The sequence below is a fragment of the Pseudomonas sp. H1_F01 genome, assembly GCF_054681425.1.
Map to the genome: position 1 here is coordinate 5748535 of NZ_CP162823.1, position 15832 is coordinate 5764366.

The window sequence follows — 15832 nt, forward strand, 5'->3', positions numbered from 1 at the left end:
ATTTTATGTCGAACCTTGCGGCCCCTCGAACAAAGCATGACGAACTTACGTGAGGGAATTGTTCATTGCCGCTATAATCGCCGCCTTTTCATCGGGCTATACGATTTCTGACATGAGCCAATCCAGCGACCTGATTCAATCGGCACAACGTACCATCCGCCTCGAGCTCGAAGCCGTGCAAGGCTTGCTGCCCCAAATCGACGCTGATTTCGTACGCGCCTGCGAGATGATTCTGGCCAGCAAAGGCCGCGTGGTCGTGGTCGGCATGGGCAAGTCCGGGCACATCGGCAACAAGATCGCCGCCACCCTCGCCAGCACCGGCACCACGGCCTTTTTTGTCCATCCGGCCGAAGCCAGCCACGGGGACATGGGCATGATCACCCGGGACGACGTCATCCTGGCCCTGTCCAACTCCGGCTCCACCAATGAGATCATCACGCTGCTGCCGCTGATCAAGCGCCTGGGCATCCAGTTGATCAGCATGACCGGCAACCCGGACTCGCCGCTGGCCAAGGCCGCCGAAGTGAACCTCAATGTTCATGTCGAACACGAAGCCTGCCCGCTGAACCTGGCACCGACCTCCTCCACCACCGCGGCCCTGGTCATGGGCGACGCCCTGGCCGTGGCGCTGCTGGAAGCCCGGGGCTTCACCGCGGAAGATTTCGCCTTTTCCCATCCCGGTGGCGCCCTCGGCCGTCGCCTGCTGCTGAAAGTCGAAAACGTGATGCACGCTGGCCAGGAGTTGCCACAAGTGCTGCGCGGCACGCTGCTCAAGGACGCGCTCATGGAAATGACCCGCAAGGGGCTGGGCATGACGGTGGTCCTGGAGGTCGACGGCAAGCTCGCGGGAATCTTCACCGACGGCGATCTGCGCCGCACCCTGGACCGCACCATCGACATCCACAGTGCGACCATCGAGCAAGTCATGACGCCCCACGGCAAGACCGCCCGCGCCGAGATGCTCGCCGCCGAGGCCCTGAAAATCATGGAAGACCACAAGATCAGCGCCCTGGTGGTCGTCGACGACGAAGACCGTCCGGTGGGCGCCCTGAACATGCACGATCTTCTGCGTGCGGGAGTCATGTAAATGAACACAGACCTGTTGCAACGCGGCCAAGCCATCAAGCTGGCGGTTTTCGACGTGGACGGCGTGCTGACCGACGGCCGCCTGTACTTCCTCGAAGACGGCAGCGAGTTCAAGACGTTCAACACCCTCGACGGCCAAGGCATCAAGATGTTGATGGCCGCCGGCGTGCAGACCGCTATCATCAGCGGCCGCAAGACCCCGGTGGTCGAGCGGCGCGCGAAGAACCTCGGCATCCCGCACCTTTACCAGGGGCGCGAAGACAAGCTGGTGGTGCTGGACGAGCTTCTGGGTCAACTCAACCTAAACTATGAACAGGTGGCCTACCTCGGTGACGACCTGCCAGACCTGCCGGTGATTCGCCGGGTCGGCCTGGGCATGGCGGTCGCCAACGCGGCCAGTTTCGTCCGCGAGCACGCCCACGGCGTCACCACGGCGCGAGGCGGCGAAGGTGCGGCCCGCGAATTCTGTGAACTGATCCTGCGCGCCCAGGGCCGCCTCGAAGCGGCCAACGCCGCGTACCTGTGAGCCATTTATGCTGAGCAAGAAGATTCGCACCATCGTGGTGTTCGGCTGTATCGCGGCGATTTTTGCTGCGGTGGGCTACTGGAACATCAGCCCCGAACGGTTTCTCGACCAGCCTGCGGCCCAGGTCGAGGAAAAGATCGACTGGTACGCGACCAACACGCATACCCTGCAGTACCTGCCCGACGGCAAGGTGCAATACGAGATGACGTCCGACAAGGTCGACCACGTAAAAGCCACTGACATTACGTTGGTTACGAAGCCCGACCTGAACATGTTCCGCGGCACCGAGTTTCCGTGGCATGTGCAGAGCGAGCACGCCGAAGTCAATTCCGGCGGTACCGAAGTGGAACTGATCGACTCGGTGCGCGTCGCCCGAACCGACGAAAAAAACCGTACGACCATCATCACCAGCACGCGCATGACCGTGTTCCCACAGCAAGAATATGCGCAGACCGAGCAACCCGTTAGAATCGACGGCGCCGGGGGTGTATCGACCGGCACGGGAATGAAAGCGTATTTGAAGGAAAGCAGGATACACCTGCTATCGAACGTAAGAGGACAGTATGAAGCTCGCTAAAACCCTCCCTATTTTGCTCAGTCTGGGCGCAGCACTGGGAAGCGCGAGCGCCTGGGCTCTTCCCGACGACCGCAACCAGCCTATTCGCATCCAGGCCGACGATGCCCAGCTCGACGACAAGAATGGCGTCGCCACCTATAAAGGCGACGTGATCATCACCCAGGGCTCGATGAAGGTCACCGGCAATACCGTGACCATCACCCGCACCCCGTCCGGCGACATCGACGTGGTGACTTCGGTGGGCAACCTGGCCTATTTCGAGCAACTGCAAACCGCAGGCGATACCAAGCCAGTGCAGGGCTACGGGGTAACCATCCAGTACCACGCCGCCCAGGATCGCGTGGTCCTGATCGACCGCGCCAAGGTCGTCGACAAGGACAACAACGTCACCCAAGGCGAAAAAATCGTCTACGACACAGTCAAGAAGCTGGCCAGCGCCGGTCGCGCCACCGGCAGCAAGGTGACCGAGTCGCGTCCGCGGATCGACATGGTGATCCAACCGAAAAAGAAAACCGACGAGCAGAAGGCCCAGTAATGGCAACTCTGAAAGCTCAGCACCTGGCCAAGAGCTACAAGAGCCGTCAAGTCGTGCGTGATGTCAGCCTGTCCATCGACAGCGGCCAGATCGTCGGCCTGCTCGGCCCCAACGGCGCGGGCAAGACCACCTGCTTCTACATGATCGTCGGCCTGGTCCAGGCCGATCAGGGTCGCGTACTGATCGACGACGTGGACGTCAGCCACCAGCCAATGCACGGCCGGGCGAAGGCAGGTATCGGCTATTTGCCGCAAGAAGCGTCGATCTTCCGCAAACTGTCGGTTGCCGACAACATCATGGCGATCCTCGAGACCCGCAAGGAACTCGACAAGGCCGGTCGTCGCCAGGAACTGGAAAGCCTGCTGCAGGAATTCCACATCAGCCACATTCGCGACAACCTGGGCATGAGCCTGTCCGGTGGCGAGCGGCGTCGCGTGGAAATCGCCCGCGCCCTGGCCACCGCACCGAAGTTCATCCTGCTCGACGAACCGTTCGCCGGCGTGGACCCGATCTCGGTAGGCGACATCAAGCAGATCATCCATCACCTCAAGGCCAAGGGGATCGGCGTGCTGATCACCGACCACAACGTGCGCGAGACGCTGGATATCTGTGAAACCGCCTACATTGTCAACGACGGCCAGCTGATCGCCGAAGGCGACTCCGCAGCCATCCTGGCCAATGACCTGGTCAAGGAAGTGTATCTGGGCCATGAGTTCCGCCTGTAAGCACAAGTGTCTGGCGAATTGTCCGAGCGTCGTTTAATTTTATTATGGCGACGCTCTAGGCAAACACTTCAGTTTCAGGCATATAATTTGCTTAAGTTTGGCGCCTCGGCGCCCTGTAGTGGATGGCGCATGTGCGCCGGCTAATAAGGTGTTAAGCCCCTGCCATGAAACCATCGCTAGTCTTGAGAATGGGCCAGCAGCTGACGATGACACCGCAGCTGCAACAGGCCATCCGCCTGCTCCAATTGTCGACCCTGGACCTGCAACAGGAAATCCAGGAGGCCCTGGAGTCCAATCCGATGCTCGAACGCCAGGAAGAAGGCGACGACTTCGACAACACCGATCCGCTGGCCGACAACGTCGAGCAGAAGACCAACACCGAAATCCCGGAACCGGCCTACCAGGAAACCGCCCCGACGGTGGACAACCTCGAGGATGGCGAATGGAACGAACGCATCCCCAACGAACTACCCGTGGACACGGCCTGGGAAGACGTCTACCAGACCAGCGCCAGCAGCCTGCCGAGCAGCGATGACGACGAGTGGGACTTCACCACCCGTACCTCTGCTGGCGAAAGCCTGCAAAGCCACCTGCTGTGGCAGTTGAACCTGGCGCCAATGTCCGACACCGATCGCCTGATCGCCGTGACCCTGATCGACTGCATCAACAACCAGGGCTACCTGGACGAGACCCTCGAAGAAATCCTGGAAGCCTTCGACCCCGAGCTCGACATCGAGCTGGACGAGATCGAAGCCGTCCTGCATCGCATCCAGCAGTTCGAACCGGCCGGCATCGGTGCCCGCAACCTGGGCGAGTGCCTGTTGCTGCAACTGCGCCAGTTGTCCGCCAAGACACCATGGCTGGCCGAAGCCAAGCGACTGGTCACCGATTACATCGACCTGTTGGGCGGCCGCGACTACAGCCAACTGATGCGTCGCATGAAGCTCAAGGAAGATGAGCTGCGCCAGGTCATCGAACTGGTGCAGAGCCTCAACCCGCGCCCCGGCTCGCAGATCGAATCCACCGAGCCCGAATACGTGGTCCCCGACGTGATCGTGCGCAAGCACAATGATCGCTGGCTGGTGGAGCTCAACCAGGAGTCGGTGCCCAAGCTGCGGGTCAACGCCCAGTACGCCGGCTTTGTGAAGCGTGCCGACACCAGCGCCGACAACACCTTCATGCGCAACCAGTTGCAGGAAGCGCGCTGGTTCATCAAGAGCCTGCAAAGCCGCAACGAAACCCTGATGAAAGTTGCCACCCAGATCGTCGAGCATCAGCGCGGCTTCCTGGAGTACGGCGATGAAGCGATGAAACCGTTGGTCCTGCATGACATTGCCGAGGCAGTGGGCATGCACGAGTCGACGATTTCCCGGGTAACCACCCAGAAATTCATGCATACCCCTCGGGGTATCTATGAATTGAAATACTTTTTCTCCAGCCACGTCAGCACCTCCGAAGGCGGCGAATGCTCGTCCACGGCCATCCGCGCGATCATCAAAAAACTGGTAGCTGCGGAAAATCAGAAAAAGCCGTTGAGTGACAGCAAGATCGCTGGTTTACTGGAGGCACAAGGCATTCAGGTGGCCCGCCGTACCGTCGCCAAATACCGCGAATCCCTAGGGATCGCGCCTTCGAGCGAACGCAAGCGGTTGATGTAACAGGCCACGCCACAGCGTTCCAGTGGCAGGCATTTCTGCCTGCCGCTTTATGCACTGGCAACGAAGGAGAAGCTGTATGCAAGTCAACATCAGTGGACACCAACTGGAAGTGACCGAACCCCTGCGCACCTACATCGGCGAAAAACTCGACCGATTGGAAAGGCATTTCGACAAGATCACCAACGTGCAAGTCACGATGAACGTCGAGAAGCTGCTGCAGAAAATCGAAGCCACGCTGCATATCCCCGGCGGAGAAGTGGTTGCCAACGCAGAGCACACAGACATGTATGCCGCGATTGACCTGCTGACCGACAAGCTGGATCGCCAACTCAAAAAGCATAAGGAAAAGACCCAGAGCCTCCTCCAGGGCGCAACCGGTCGTTAACCCCCCCAATCCATGATCCGACTAGAAACCATCCTGACCCCCGGCCGTTCCCAGGTGAACGCGCCGGGCGGCAGTAAGAAGAAAGCCCTCGAACACATTGCCAACCTGATCCACCGCGAGGTACCGGATCTGGAAATGCAGGACGTCTTCGAGGCATTGGTTGCCCGTGAAAAACTCGGTTCCACCGGTTTTGGCAACGGCATCGCCATTCCCCACTGCCGTCTCAAGGGTTGTGCCGCGCCGATCAGCGCGCTGTTGCACCTTGAAACCGCTATAGATTTCGACGCCATCGACGGCGCCCCGGTCGACCTGCTGTTTGTATTGCTGGTACCGGAAGCGGCGACCGATGCGCACCTTGAGCTGCTGCGCCAGATTGCCAGCATGCTGGACCGCAAGGAAGTGCGCGAAAAACTGCGCAGCGCACCGAGTAACGAAGCTTTGTACCAGGTTGTCCTGGACGAGCAGAACGGTCATTAAAAATGCGCATGATCATTGTCAGTGGCCGCTCCGGCTCCGGTAAAAGCACGGCCCTCAACGTGCTTGAGGACAGCGGCTACTATTGCATCGACAATTTGCCCGCCGGCCTGCTGCCGGAACTGGCCGAGCGCGCCCTGATCCACACCGAGCTGGCGCAGCCGCTGGTGGCGGTGTCCATCGATGCGCGCAACCTGCCAAGCCACCTGTCGCGTTTTCCTGAACTGCTCGAGGAAGTGCGCAGCCGGCATATCCAGTGTGACGTGCTGTACCTGGATGCCGATGAAGAGACACTGCTCAAGCGTTTTTCCGAAACCCGCCGGCGCCACCCACTGAGCAACGCCAACCGTTCGCTGGCCGAAGCCATCGAGGATGAAAGCCAGCTACTGGGGCCGATTGCCGACCTGGCGGACCTGAAGGTCAACACCACGCACCTGAACCTGTATCAGTTGCGTGACACGATCAAGCTGCGCCTGCTCAACCAACCCGAGCCGGGCACGGCGTTCCTGGTGGAGTCGTTCGGTTTCAAGCGTGGCATGCCCGTCGATGCCGACCTGGTGTTCGACGTGCGTTGCCTGCCCAATCCTTATTGGAAGCCGGAATTGCGCGCGCAGTCCGGGCTCGACCAACCGGTGATCGACTACCTGGCCGCCCAGCCGGATGTCGAAGAAATGTACCAGGACATCTCCAGCTACCTGCTCAAATGGCTGCCCCGCTTTGCCGCGAGCAACCGCGCCTATGTCACGATCGCCATCGGTTGTACCGGCGGCCATCACCGCTCCGTCTACCTGACCGAACGCCTGGGTCAACTCCTGCAACAATCCCTGAAGAACGTCCAGGTTCGCCACCGCGACCTCAGCTAAAGGATTCACATCGCGATGCCTGCTCAGGAAATTGAAATCATCAACAAGCTGGGTTTGCATGCCCGAGCGTCGGCCAAGTTCGTCGGAGTCGCAGGCCAGTTCAAGGACACCACCATCAGGGTTGGCCGCACACCCGAGACTGCGGTCGACGGTAAAAGCATCATGGCGATGATGATGCTCGCCGCTGGCAAGGGCACCAAGATCCACCTGCACACCGAAGGTGAACAGGCACAGGAGGCGATGGATGCCCTGGTGGATCTGATCAACAGATACTTCGACGAAGGCGAATAACCGACCAAATCCCAAGGCGGATTTATTGTGGCAAGGGAATTCATTTGTGGGAGCAAAGCTTGCTCGCGATGAAGGCGACTCGGTAACTCAGAAAACCGAGGTACCTGGATCGCGAGCAAGCTTTGCTCCCACAGATTCCCTCGCCACAGATAAATCACATCACCCTAGATGCCTGCCGTTTGTCACGCCAACGCCGTATCCAGCACCATCATCAGACAAAACCCCACCAACAGGCCCAGGCTCGCCAGTTTCTCGTGACCATTGCGACGGGATTCGGGAATAACCTCGTGAGTCACCACCAGCAACATCGCCCCGGCCGCCAACGCGAGCCCCAGGGGCAAGAGCATCTCGGCCAGACTCACCAACCAGGCGCACAGCAGCGCGAACACGGGCTCGACCAACCCTGACGCCGCGCCAATCAGGAACGCCCTGGCCCGCGACATCCCCGCCGCAGCCAGCACCAGCGCGATCACCAGCCCTTCGGGTACATCCTGCAAGGCGATGCCCATCGCCAGGCTGTCGGCATCCGGCATGCCGCCGCCCGCCGACACCCCCACCGCCATGCCTTCGGGAATGTTGTGGGCGATGATGGCAAACACGAACAACCAGATCCGCGGCGCAATGATCGGCCGGCCTGGCGCAGCGACCAGCCTTTCGGGACAGGCGCAGACTTTGCGGTCCACTAGATACAGCCCGAACGCGCCCGATAGAATGCCGAAACTGATAAGGCCGCTGGCGGCCCAAGGCGTCAGTCCCAACTGCTCGGCCGCAGCAATGCCCGGCACGATCAGCGAAAATGCCGTGGCCGCGAGCATCACCCCGGCACCGAATCCCAGCAGCGAATCGCTGACGGCCTGGGGCATGCGCCGGATGACCAACACCGGCACGGCCCCCAGCGCGGTGCCCAAGGCGCAGAGCCCGCCACCCTCGAGCGCGCGCAACAACCTGGGCTCCAAGTCCAGCCATGCCAGGCCCTGGGCAGCCAACAATGTCATTCCGGCCAGCAGCAACAACGACCCCAAGGCATAGCGGAACATCCGTCCGCTTCCAATCGCCAGTGTTTGAGTATCCATAGTCAGCCTTGGGTTGCTTTCAGGAAGGGCTCGAAGCCAGCGCAGCCTGGTAGCGCCGGGCGACCTCAGGCCAGTTGATCACGTTGTAGAAGGCGCTGATGTATTCCGGACGACGGTTCTGGTAGCGCAGGTAATAGGCGTGCTCCCAGACATCCAGGCCAAGAATCGGTGTGTTGCCCTTCATCAGCGGGCTGTCCTGGTTGCCGCTGCTTTCCACCACCAGGGTCTTTTGCGGGGTCACGCTCAACCAGGCCCAACCGCTGCCGAAACGGGTCAGCGCCGCTTTGGTGAAGGCTTCCCTGAAACCCTCGATACCGCCCAGTTGCGCTTCGATCGCCGCCGCCAGGGCGCCATCGGGCTGGCCGCCGCCCCGGGGCGTCATCACTTCCCAGAACAGCGAATGGTTGGCATGACCACCGCCCTGGTTGATCACTGCGGCTTGCAGGCTTGCCGGCAACTGCTCGACACTGGACACCAGTTTTTCGACAGGCCACCCGGCGTACTCGGTGCCGTCCACCGCTGCGTTGAGGTTATTGATGTAGGTCTGGTGATGCTTGGTGTAGTGGATCTCCATGGTTTGCGCATCGATGTGCGGTTCCAGGGCGTCGTAGGCGTAGGGCAATGCAGGCAAGGTAAAAGCCATGTTCAATGAGCTCCATGATGAAGAGGGGCATTGCGCTGCCGGGGCGTAGCGGCATTGCAGTGCAGCAGGCGTTGGGTCCGTGGGTATTCACCGTGCTCGCTGATGAAACTCAGCAGTTCGACATAGGTCTTGTGGCTCTGACGCCGTGCGGCGGTGCGCAGGGCCGGTGCCAGGCGTTCGTCCTGCATCGTCTGCAACAACCGTTGGTGGATCGCGCACAAATACTCGGCGCTCTCCTCCGGCTGGTTCAGGCGCAAGTGCAGGTCTGCCAGGTTGTGATGGGAGACGACGCACGCGGCCACGGCTTCGTCGGCATCCGCCCAACGCTCGAACAGCACCTGGGCCAGCGCCAGGGCCTGCAGGTAGGCTTCGCGGGCGTCTACCAGCTCGCCCAGCATGAAACAGCGATTGGCCCGTTCGATCGTACGTTTCCAGTGTTCCATGATGAGTCCTCCACACAGGTGTCGGGGTTACACGCCGCCGGCGGTGAGCTTCTCCGGGTCCAGCAGGACTTCGAGTTCGCTGCGTGTCAGGTCGGTGTGCTCCAGGGCGACATCGATGACCGGCCGACCTTGCTGGTAAGCCTTCTTGGCGATTTCAGCGGCCTTCTGGTAACCGATGATGGGATTGAGCGCGGTCACCAGGATCGGGTTGCGCGACAACGCTTCCTTGAGCCGTGCCTCGTTGACCTTGAAGGTGGCGATGGCCTTGTCCGCCAGCAAGCGGCTGGCGGTGGACATCAAGGCGATGCTGCTCAGCAGGTTCTGGGCGATGATCGGTAGCATCACGTTCAATTCGAAGTTGCCCGATTGACCGGCGATAGTGATCACCGTGTCGTTGCCAATCACTTGGGCCGCCACCATCGCGGTGGCTTCAGGAATGACCGGGTTGACCTTGCCGGGCATGATCGAGGAGCCCGGTTGCAAGCCTTCGAGCTCGATCTCGCCCAGGCCTGCCAGCGGCCCGGAATTCATCCAGCGCAGGTCGTTGGCGATTTTCATCAGCGACACGGCGGTGGTCTTGAGCTGCCCGGAAACCGCTACGGCGGTGTCTTGGGAGCCAATCAGCGCGAACAGATTCTTGCCCGGGGTGAATTGCACCTGGGTCAATTGCGTCAGTTGTTGACTGAACAGCTCGGCGAAACGTGGATGGGCATTGACCCCGGTGCCGACCGCCGTACCGCCCTGGGCCAGGGATTGCAGGCTCGGCAGCACATCCTCCAAGTGGCCGATATTGGCCTTGAGCTGCTGCGCCCAACCATCGAGCACCTGGCTCAGGCGCACCGGCATGGCATCCATCAGATGGGTGCGACCCGTCTTGATGAATGGGTGGACCTCTTCGGCCTTGCGCTCGATCACCTGCACCAGGTGCGACAGCGCCGGCAGCAGTTGCTCATGCAAGGCCAGCGCCGCGCTGACATGAATGCTGGTGGGGATGATGTCGTTGCTGCTCTGGCCGCAATTGACGTGGTCGTTCGGATTGACCGTTTCCCCCAGCAGACGACTGGCGAGGGTGGCGATCACTTCGTTGGCGTTCATGTTGGAGCTGGTGCCGGAGCCGGTCTGGAAGATATCCACTGGGAAATGGTCCATGAAACGGCCTTCGAGCAGCCCCAGGGACGCATCGACAATGGCCTTGCCCTGGGCTGCGCTGATTTGTTCCAGCTCTACGTTGGCCCGGGCGGCAGCAGCCTTGGCCAGGATCAGGGCGCGGATGAACTGTGCCGGCATACGCTGGCCACTGACCGGAAAGTTATCCACTGCGCGCTGGGTCTGGGCGCCATAGAGGGCATCCACCGGGACTTGCAGCTCGCCCATGCTGTCGCGTTCGATACGGGTATTACTCATCGGGAGATCCTTGCACCAGTTCAATAAGAGGAATCGACGGCTCCAGGGCGCAGGTCGCCAGCGCCCAGGCATGGCTCTGCCAGCGCTTGAGGCGGCAGCGGCACAGTGATTGTTGTTCGAGCTCACGCAGAGGGCGCCAGGCCTGGTCGAGGCAGAGATTGCGCCAATGCCAGGGCAGCGCGACATCCAAGGCGGTATCGAGCAGCAGCCGGAACGCGGTCTCGGAGATCATCCATGGCGAAGTGACGGTGCAGCAGGCCAGATAGCGGCCCTCGGCCAGGTAGTGCTCGATCAACCGCGGCTCGTCCGGGTTCATCGCGCAACGGATCTGGCGGCTCATCCAGCGCCAGCTTTCAAGGTAGGGTTGTTCGTGCAGGGCAGAACTCATGACCGGGGCTCACTCGGCGAATGAGATTCATTATTAGATGATAATAAGAAGCAACACAACTGTTAGACCGCACAAATTCATTGTGGCGAGGGAGCTTGCTCCCGCTCGGTTGCGCAGCGACCGCAAGATCTTGGGGTCGCTTCGCGGCCCAGCGGGAGCAAGCTCCCTCGCCACAAAAGCGCCTTCGCCACAGGATTTGCGGGTACAAAAAAGGCGCGTCACCTCGTGGATGACGCGCCCTTTTCAAGCGGTGAGCGTTAGCTACCTGCCACGGTCATCCGCTCGATCAGCACCGAACCGGTGCGGATGTTGCTGCGCAGTTCCAGATCGTTGCCCACGGCCACGATCTGCTTGAACATGTCACGCATGTTCCCGGCGATGGTCACTTCCTGGACCGGGAACTGGATCTCGCCGTTCTCGACCCAGAAACCCGCCGCGCCACGGGAATAGTCCCCGGTAACCATGTTCAGGCCGTGGCCCATCAGTTCGGTCACCAGCAGGCCACGACCCATGCGCCGCAGCAGGGCCGCCTGGTCTTCTTCGCCATGGGTCACGAACAGGTTATGCACGCCACCGGCATTGGCGGTGCTCGGCATGCCGAGCTTGCGGCCCGAATAGGTGCCGAGGATGTAGGACACCAACTCGCCGTTTTCCACGAACGGCTTGGCGTAGGTGGCCAGGCCGTCGCCATCGAACGCCGAGCTGCCCATGGCCTGCATCAGGTGCGGACGCTCGTCGATGGTCATCCATTCCGGGAACAGTTTCTGGCCCAGCGCGCCCTCGAGGAACGACGACTTGCGGTACAGGTTGCCGCCGGACACCGCCGACAGGAAGCTGCCGAACAGGCCGCCGGCCAGCTCGGCCGAAAACAGCACCGGCACTTCGCAGGTCGGCACCGGCCGCGCGCCCAGGCGGCTGGCCGCCCGTTGCGCGGCTTTCTGGCCAATGCTCACCGGGTCCGCCAGCAGGGTGCCTTGGCGGTTCACGTCGTACCAGTAGTCACGCTGCATCTGGCCGTTGGCCTCGGCGATCATCACGCAACTGAGACTGTGGCGGGTCGATGCATAACCGCCGATAAAACCGTGGCTGTTGCCGTAGACCCGGCAGCCCTGGTGGGTATTGAGCGTCGTGCCGTCGGCGTTCTTGATGCGACTGTCGGCCTCGAATGCCGCGGCTTCGCAACGCAGTGCCTGTTCGATGGCCTGCTCGGGGGTGATGTCCCAGGCGTGGAACAGGTCGAAGTCGCGCAGTTCCTTGCACATCAGCGCGGCATCAGCCAGGCCCGAGGCTTCGTCTTCGGAGGTGTGCTGGGCAATCGCCAGTGCCGCGGCGACGGTTTCGCGAATGGCCTCCGGGCCGCTCGCCGAAGTGCTGGCCGAGCCCTTGCGCTGGCCTACGTACAAGGTGATGCCAAAGCCCTGGTCGCGATTGAATTCGACGGTTTCCACCTCGCGCTGGCGCACCGACGTCGACAGGCCCTGCTCCAGCGATACGGCCACTTCACAGGCACTGGCGCCCTGGCGCTTGGCCTCGGCGAGGATCTGCTCGACTTGTTCCTGCAGTGCCGGCAATGCCTGCGGGCCGACGCTTTGAACTGCACTCATGGTGTTCTCCACTCAAATTCTTCTTTCGGTTAAGGCTTTGTACGTAAAGTGCCTGCGCGACGATCATGCTGCGTTGAAAACAGGCTCGGAATGCTCATTTACAACCAGTAAACTCCGCTTCCTCGCCTGTTTTCGCCTTGCCTGATCGCCGCTCGGCGACTTTTCGTACAAACCCTTGGCCTTCGAGCGACCGGGCCGGACAAGCGGCCCCCGACTGGTTATCATGGCGGCGTTTCTTTGCGGACTGCCACCATGGTTGATTCTTACGACGACTCCCTCTACGAGGGTGAAAAAAGCAAATCCCAGGTCAAACGCGAGCTGCATGCTCTGGTTGACCTCGGCGAGCGCCTGACAACACTCAAGCCTGACTTGCTGGCCAAACTGCCTTTGACCGACGCCTTGCGCCGGGCCCTGGCCGATGCGCCCAAGCACACCGCGAATATCGCGCGTAAACGGCACCTGCAATTCATCGGCAAACTGATGCGCGATCAGGACACTGACGCCATCCTGGTCCTGCTCGATCAACTCGATGCCTCCACCCGGCAGTACAACGAACGTTTCCACAACCTGGAGCGCTGGCGCGATCGCTTGATCGCAGGCGACGACGGCGTGCTGGAAAAATTCGTCATCGACTACCCGGAGGCTGACCGTCAGCAATTGCGCTCCCTGATCCGTCAGGCCCAGCACGAACTGGCACAGAACAAGCCACCGGCCTCGAGCCGTAAAATCTTCAAGTACATCCGTGAGCTGGACGAAACCCAACGCGGCCTGCGCTGAGTAACGCCCACGGGTGGAGGCCCTTGCACTCCACCCGATGCTCCGGTCATGCGCCCGTGCCACCCACGGTAATCGCATCGATCTTCAGGGTCGGCTGGCCGACGCCCACTGGCACCGATTGCCCATCCTTGCCGCACATGCCCACACCGCTGTCCAGCGCCAGGTCGTTACCGACCATCGACACCTTGCTCATCGCCTCCGGCCCGTTGCCGATCAGGGTCGCGCCCTTGACCGGTGCGGTGATCTTGCCGTCTTCGATCAGGTAGGCCTCGCTGGTGGAGAACACGAACTTGCCGCTGGTGATGTCCACCTGGCCGCCGCCGAGGTTGGCGCAATAGATGCCTTTTTTCACCGAGGCGATGATTTCCGCCGGATCGCTTTGGCCACCGAGCATGTAGGTGTTGGTCATGCGCGGCATCGGCAGGTGCGCATAGGATTCACGACGACCGTTGCCAGTGCGGGCCACGCCCATCAGCCGGGCATTGAGCTTGTCCTGCATGTAGCCCTTGAGCACACCGTTCTCGATCAGCGTGGTGCATTCGGTCGGGGTACCTTCATCGTCGACGCTCAGGGAGCCACGACGCCCGGCCAGGGTGCCGTCATCGACAATGGTGCAGAGTTTCGAGGCGACCATTTCCCCCATGCGCCCACTGTAGGCCGAGCTGCCCTTGCGGTTGAAATCGCCTTCCAGGCCGTGGCCGACTGCTTCGTGCAGCAGCACGCCGGACCAGCCGGACCCCAGCACCACCGGCAACGTACCGGCCGGGGCCGGAATGGCCTCCAGGTTGACCAGCGCCTGACGCAGCGCTTCGCGGGCGTAGCCCATGGCGCGGTCTTCGCTGAGGAAATAACGGTAGTCGGTGCGCCCGCCACCGCCATGGCCGCCGCGCTCACGGCGACCGTTCTGCTCGACGATCACGCTGACGTTGAACCGCACCAGCGGCCGCACGTCCGCCGCCAGGCCGCCGTCGGTGGACGCCACCAGGATCCGTTCCCAGACCCCGGCCATGCTGACCGACACTTGCTGGATACGCGGGTCGAGGGCACGGGTGGCGACGTCGATGCGCTTGAGCAGCTCGACTTTTTCGGCGCGGCTCATGACTTCCAGCGGGTTATCCGGCGCATACAACTGCGCCACGTCCTGGCTGCTGAACGCCTGGACCGTGCCGTTCTGCCCGGCGCGGGAGATCGAGCGGGCTGCACGGGCAGCAGCGCCGAGGGCTTCGAGGGTGATGGCGTTGCTGTAGGCAAAACCGGTCTTTTCCCCGGACTGGGCGCGCACGCCCACGCCCTGGTCGAGGTTGAAACTGCCTTCCTTGACGATGCCGTCTTCCAAGGACCAGGACTCGGAGATCTGCCCTTGGAAATACAGGTCGGCCGCATCGATGCCCGGGCCGGCCAGGTCGCCCAGCACGCCTTGCAGGCTTTCGAGGGTCACGCCGCCGGGGGCTAGAAGGTGTTCACTGACTGAGGACAACAACCCGCTCATATGATTTACGCCTTGAATTCGTCGTCTTGGACAGGCCGCTGTCGAGCGCCCTGCGAGAAAAAGCGCCGATGGCTGGCCACCGGCATGCGCGCCCGGATGGACGCCTGTTCGCTGCTGTCACGCTCGGCCAGCAGCACGGCCTCACCTTGATCCTGTTGTGCCAGCACACGGCCCCACGGGTCGACAATCGCGGCATGGCCAAAGGTTTCCCGCGGCCCCGGATGCACGCCGCCCTGGGCGGCCGCCAGCACGTAGCACTGGGTCTCGATGGCCCGGGCGCGAATCAGCACCTCCCAATGGGCCGCGCCGGTCACCGCGGTAAACGCCGACGGCGCCGTGATCAGTTCGGCCCCGGCAGCCCGCAGCTCGCTGTAGAGCTCCGGGAACCGCAAGTCATAACAGACCGTCAGGCCCACCCGGCCCACGGGGGTATCGGCAACCACCACGTTAGCGCCATAAGCATAGTCATCCGACTCGCGATAGCGCCCGCGATTGTCCGCCACATCCACATCGAACAGGTGCAGCTTGTCGTAGCGCGCCACGATCTGCCCCTGATCGTCGACCAGCAACGAACAGGCATGGGACCTGGCCTCGGGCTGGTCCACCGGTGGCAACGGCAACGTGCCGGCCACAATCCATAACTTGAGGTCTCGGGCGACCTGTTTCAACCAGGGCAGGATCGGTCCCTGACCAAAGGCTTCGGCTCGACCGATATCGGCAATGTCCCGCCGTCCCATCGCGGCGAAATTCTCCGGCAGCACGACCAGCCTGGCACCGCCTGCGGCAGCCTGCTCCAGCAGCACACGGGCACGAGCCAGGTTGGCGAGCACATCGCTTTGGCTGACCATTTGAATCACTGCGACTGGCATGGCTCCTCCCTCTTTTTTATCC

19 protein-coding genes are annotated in these 15832 nt (G+C 61.8%); 11 read left to right on the forward strand and 8 right to left on the reverse strand.

Translation table 11 applies throughout. From position 1 onward, the window contains the following. Positions 1-112: 112 nt before the first annotated feature. From AB4O09_RS26095 to AB4O09_RS26140, 10 genes are all read left to right on the forward strand, one after another. Positions 113-1087 (forward strand): KpsF/GutQ family sugar-phosphate isomerase, encoded by a 975-nt coding sequence (locus AB4O09_RS26095; protein WP_003197857.1) that lies wholly within the window; start codon positions 113-115, stop codon positions 1085-1087. Continuing rightward, entirely contained in the window at positions 1088-1612 is a 525-nt protein-coding gene (locus tag AB4O09_RS26100; protein ID WP_003197856.1) for a KdsC family phosphatase, read from the forward strand. It begins immediately after the preceding gene. A 7-nt stretch (positions 1613-1619) separates the two neighbouring features. After that, positions 1620-2189, forward strand: a complete 570-nt coding sequence (lptC, locus tag AB4O09_RS26105; protein WP_003197854.1) for an LPS export ABC transporter periplasmic protein LptC — start codon at positions 1620-1622, stop codon at positions 2187-2189. Beyond that, entirely contained in the window at positions 2176-2724 is a 549-nt protein-coding gene (gene lptA / locus AB4O09_RS26110) for a lipopolysaccharide transport periplasmic protein LptA (RefSeq protein WP_003197852.1), read from the forward strand. Before lptC ends, lptA begins: the two co-directional genes overlap by 14 nt. After that, entirely contained in the window at positions 2724-3449 is a 726-nt protein-coding gene (gene lptB, locus AB4O09_RS26115) for an LPS export ABC transporter ATP-binding protein (protein WP_003197851.1), read from the forward strand. The genes lptA and lptB overlap by 1 nt, the downstream gene beginning before the upstream one ends. 164 nt (positions 3450-3613) lie before the next feature. Next, positions 3614-5107 (forward strand): RNA polymerase factor sigma-54, encoded by a 1494-nt coding sequence (locus AB4O09_RS26120; protein WP_003197849.1) that lies wholly within the window; start codon positions 3614-3616, stop codon positions 5105-5107. A 76-nt stretch (positions 5108-5183) separates the two neighbouring features. Then, the gene (hpf, locus tag AB4O09_RS26125; protein WP_003178005.1) at positions 5184-5492 is read left to right on the forward strand and encodes a ribosome hibernation-promoting factor, HPF/YfiA family; all 309 of its coding nucleotides are present in this window, start codon (positions 5184-5186) and stop codon (positions 5490-5492) included. Positions 5493-5504: 12 nt separating this feature from the next. Beyond that, positions 5505-5969: a PTS IIA-like nitrogen regulatory protein PtsN gene (gene ptsN, locus AB4O09_RS26130; RefSeq protein WP_003197847.1), complete on the forward strand. Its 465-nt coding sequence runs from the start codon at positions 5505-5507 to the stop codon at positions 5967-5969. A 2-nt stretch (positions 5970-5971) separates the two neighbouring features. Continuing rightward, on the forward strand, positions 5972-6829 hold the full coding sequence (gene rapZ, locus AB4O09_RS26135; protein ID WP_003197845.1) for an RNase adapter RapZ: 858 nt from the start codon (positions 5972-5974) through the stop codon (positions 6827-6829). 15 nt (positions 6830-6844) lie between these two features. Further along, the gene (locus tag AB4O09_RS26140; protein ID WP_003197843.1) at positions 6845-7120 is read left to right on the forward strand and encodes an HPr family phosphocarrier protein; all 276 of its coding nucleotides are present in this window, start codon (positions 6845-6847) and stop codon (positions 7118-7120) included. Positions 7121-7302: 182 nt separating this feature from the next. Here AB4O09_RS26140 and AB4O09_RS26145 read toward each other — a convergent pair whose 3' ends face one another. The 6 genes from AB4O09_RS26145 to pmbA form a co-directional block, all read right to left on the reverse strand. Then, positions 7303-8193, reverse strand: coding sequence for a ZIP family metal transporter (locus tag AB4O09_RS26145; RefSeq protein WP_003197841.1), 891 nt, complete (start codon positions 8191-8193; stop codon positions 7303-7305). Between the two features lie 19 nt (positions 8194-8212). Further along, entirely contained in the window at positions 8213-8836 is a 624-nt protein-coding gene (locus AB4O09_RS26150) for a superoxide dismutase (protein ID WP_013692272.1), read from the reverse strand. Between the two features lie 2 nt (positions 8837-8838). Then, complete coding sequence (locus AB4O09_RS26155; protein WP_003197837.1) at positions 8839-9279, reverse strand: hypothetical protein; 441 nt, start codon at positions 9277-9279, stop codon at positions 8839-8841. A 27-nt stretch (positions 9280-9306) separates the two neighbouring features. Beyond that, positions 9307-10683, reverse strand: a complete 1377-nt coding sequence (locus tag AB4O09_RS26160) for a class II fumarate hydratase (RefSeq protein WP_003197835.1) — start codon at positions 10681-10683, stop codon at positions 9307-9309. Then, positions 10676-11071 carry a hypothetical protein gene (locus AB4O09_RS26165; protein ID WP_003197833.1) on the reverse strand — a complete coding sequence of 132 codons (396 nt, stop codon included), beginning with the start codon at positions 11069-11071 and terminating at the stop codon, positions 10676-10678. The genes AB4O09_RS26160 and AB4O09_RS26165 overlap by 8 nt, the downstream gene beginning before the upstream one ends. Before the next feature lie 257 nt (positions 11072-11328). Then, the gene (pmbA, locus tag AB4O09_RS26170) at positions 11329-12675 is read right to left on the reverse strand and encodes a metalloprotease PmbA (RefSeq protein WP_003197831.1); all 1347 of its coding nucleotides are present in this window, start codon (positions 12673-12675) and stop codon (positions 11329-11331) included. A 252-nt stretch (positions 12676-12927) separates the two neighbouring features. Between pmbA and yjgA the strand changes: the two genes are divergently transcribed. Further along, on the forward strand, positions 12928-13452 hold the full coding sequence (gene yjgA / locus AB4O09_RS26175; protein WP_003197830.1) for a ribosome biogenesis factor YjgA: 525 nt from the start codon (positions 12928-12930) through the stop codon (positions 13450-13452). Positions 13453-13498: 46 nt separating this feature from the next. Here yjgA and tldD read toward each other — a convergent pair whose 3' ends face one another. Both tldD and AB4O09_RS26185 read right to left on the reverse strand, forming a co-directional pair. Continuing rightward, a complete protein-coding gene (gene tldD, locus AB4O09_RS26180) occupies positions 13499-14941 on the reverse strand; it encodes a metalloprotease TldD (RefSeq protein WP_460107662.1) in 1443 nt (480 codons plus the stop codon). Between the two features lie 5 nt (positions 14942-14946). Next, positions 14947-15810: a carbon-nitrogen hydrolase family protein gene (locus tag AB4O09_RS26185; RefSeq protein WP_041931114.1), complete on the reverse strand. Its 864-nt coding sequence runs from the start codon at positions 15808-15810 to the stop codon at positions 14947-14949. Positions 15811-15832 lie beyond the last annotated feature (22 nt).

Coding starts and splice junctions, on each gene's coding strand:
- AB4O09_RS26165 (WP_003197833.1), bottom strand. CDS start 11,071: ATGAGTTCTGCCCTGCACGAACAACCCTACCTTGAAAGCTGGCGCTGG.
- lptB (WP_003197851.1), top strand. CDS start 2,724: ATGGCAACTCTGAAAGCTCAGCACCTGGCCAAGAGCTACAAGAGCCGT.
- hpf (WP_003178005.1), top strand. CDS start 5,184: ATGCAAGTCAACATCAGTGGACACCAACTGGAAGTGACCGAACCCCTG.
- AB4O09_RS26145 (WP_003197841.1), bottom strand. CDS start 8,193: ATGGATACTCAAACACTGGCGATTGGAAGCGGACGGATGTTCCGCTAT.
- tldD (WP_460107662.1), bottom strand. CDS start 14,941: ATGAGCGGGTTGTTGTCCTCAGTCAGTGAACACCTTCTAGCCCCCGGC.
- AB4O09_RS26155 (WP_003197837.1), bottom strand. CDS start 9,279: ATGGAACACTGGAAACGTACGATCGAACGGGCCAATCGCTGTTTCATG.
- AB4O09_RS26100 (WP_003197856.1), top strand. CDS start 1,088: ATGAACACAGACCTGTTGCAACGCGGCCAAGCCATCAAGCTGGCGGTT.
- AB4O09_RS26140 (WP_003197843.1), top strand. CDS start 6,845: ATGCCTGCTCAGGAAATTGAAATCATCAACAAGCTGGGTTTGCATGCC.
- AB4O09_RS26185 (WP_041931114.1), bottom strand. CDS start 15,810: ATGCCAGTCGCAGTGATTCAAATGGTCAGCCAAAGCGATGTGCTCGCC.
- AB4O09_RS26150 (WP_013692272.1), bottom strand. CDS start 8,836: ATGGCTTTTACCTTGCCTGCATTGCCCTACGCCTACGACGCCCTGGAA.
- rapZ (WP_003197845.1), top strand. CDS start 5,972: ATGCGCATGATCATTGTCAGTGGCCGCTCCGGCTCCGGTAAAAGCACG.
- AB4O09_RS26160 (WP_003197835.1), bottom strand. CDS start 10,683: ATGAGTAATACCCGTATCGAACGCGACAGCATGGGCGAGCTGCAAGTC.
- AB4O09_RS26095 (WP_003197857.1), top strand. CDS start 113: ATGAGCCAATCCAGCGACCTGATTCAATCGGCACAACGTACCATCCGC.
- AB4O09_RS26120 (WP_003197849.1), top strand. CDS start 3,614: ATGAAACCATCGCTAGTCTTGAGAATGGGCCAGCAGCTGACGATGACA.
- lptA (WP_003197852.1), top strand. CDS start 2,176: ATGAAGCTCGCTAAAACCCTCCCTATTTTGCTCAGTCTGGGCGCAGCA.
- ptsN (WP_003197847.1), top strand. CDS start 5,505: ATGATCCGACTAGAAACCATCCTGACCCCCGGCCGTTCCCAGGTGAAC.
- pmbA (WP_003197831.1), bottom strand. CDS start 12,675: ATGAGTGCAGTTCAAAGCGTCGGCCCGCAGGCATTGCCGGCACTGCAG.
- yjgA (WP_003197830.1), top strand. CDS start 12,928: ATGGTTGATTCTTACGACGACTCCCTCTACGAGGGTGAAAAAAGCAAA.
- lptC (WP_003197854.1), top strand. CDS start 1,620: ATGCTGAGCAAGAAGATTCGCACCATCGTGGTGTTCGGCTGTATCGCG.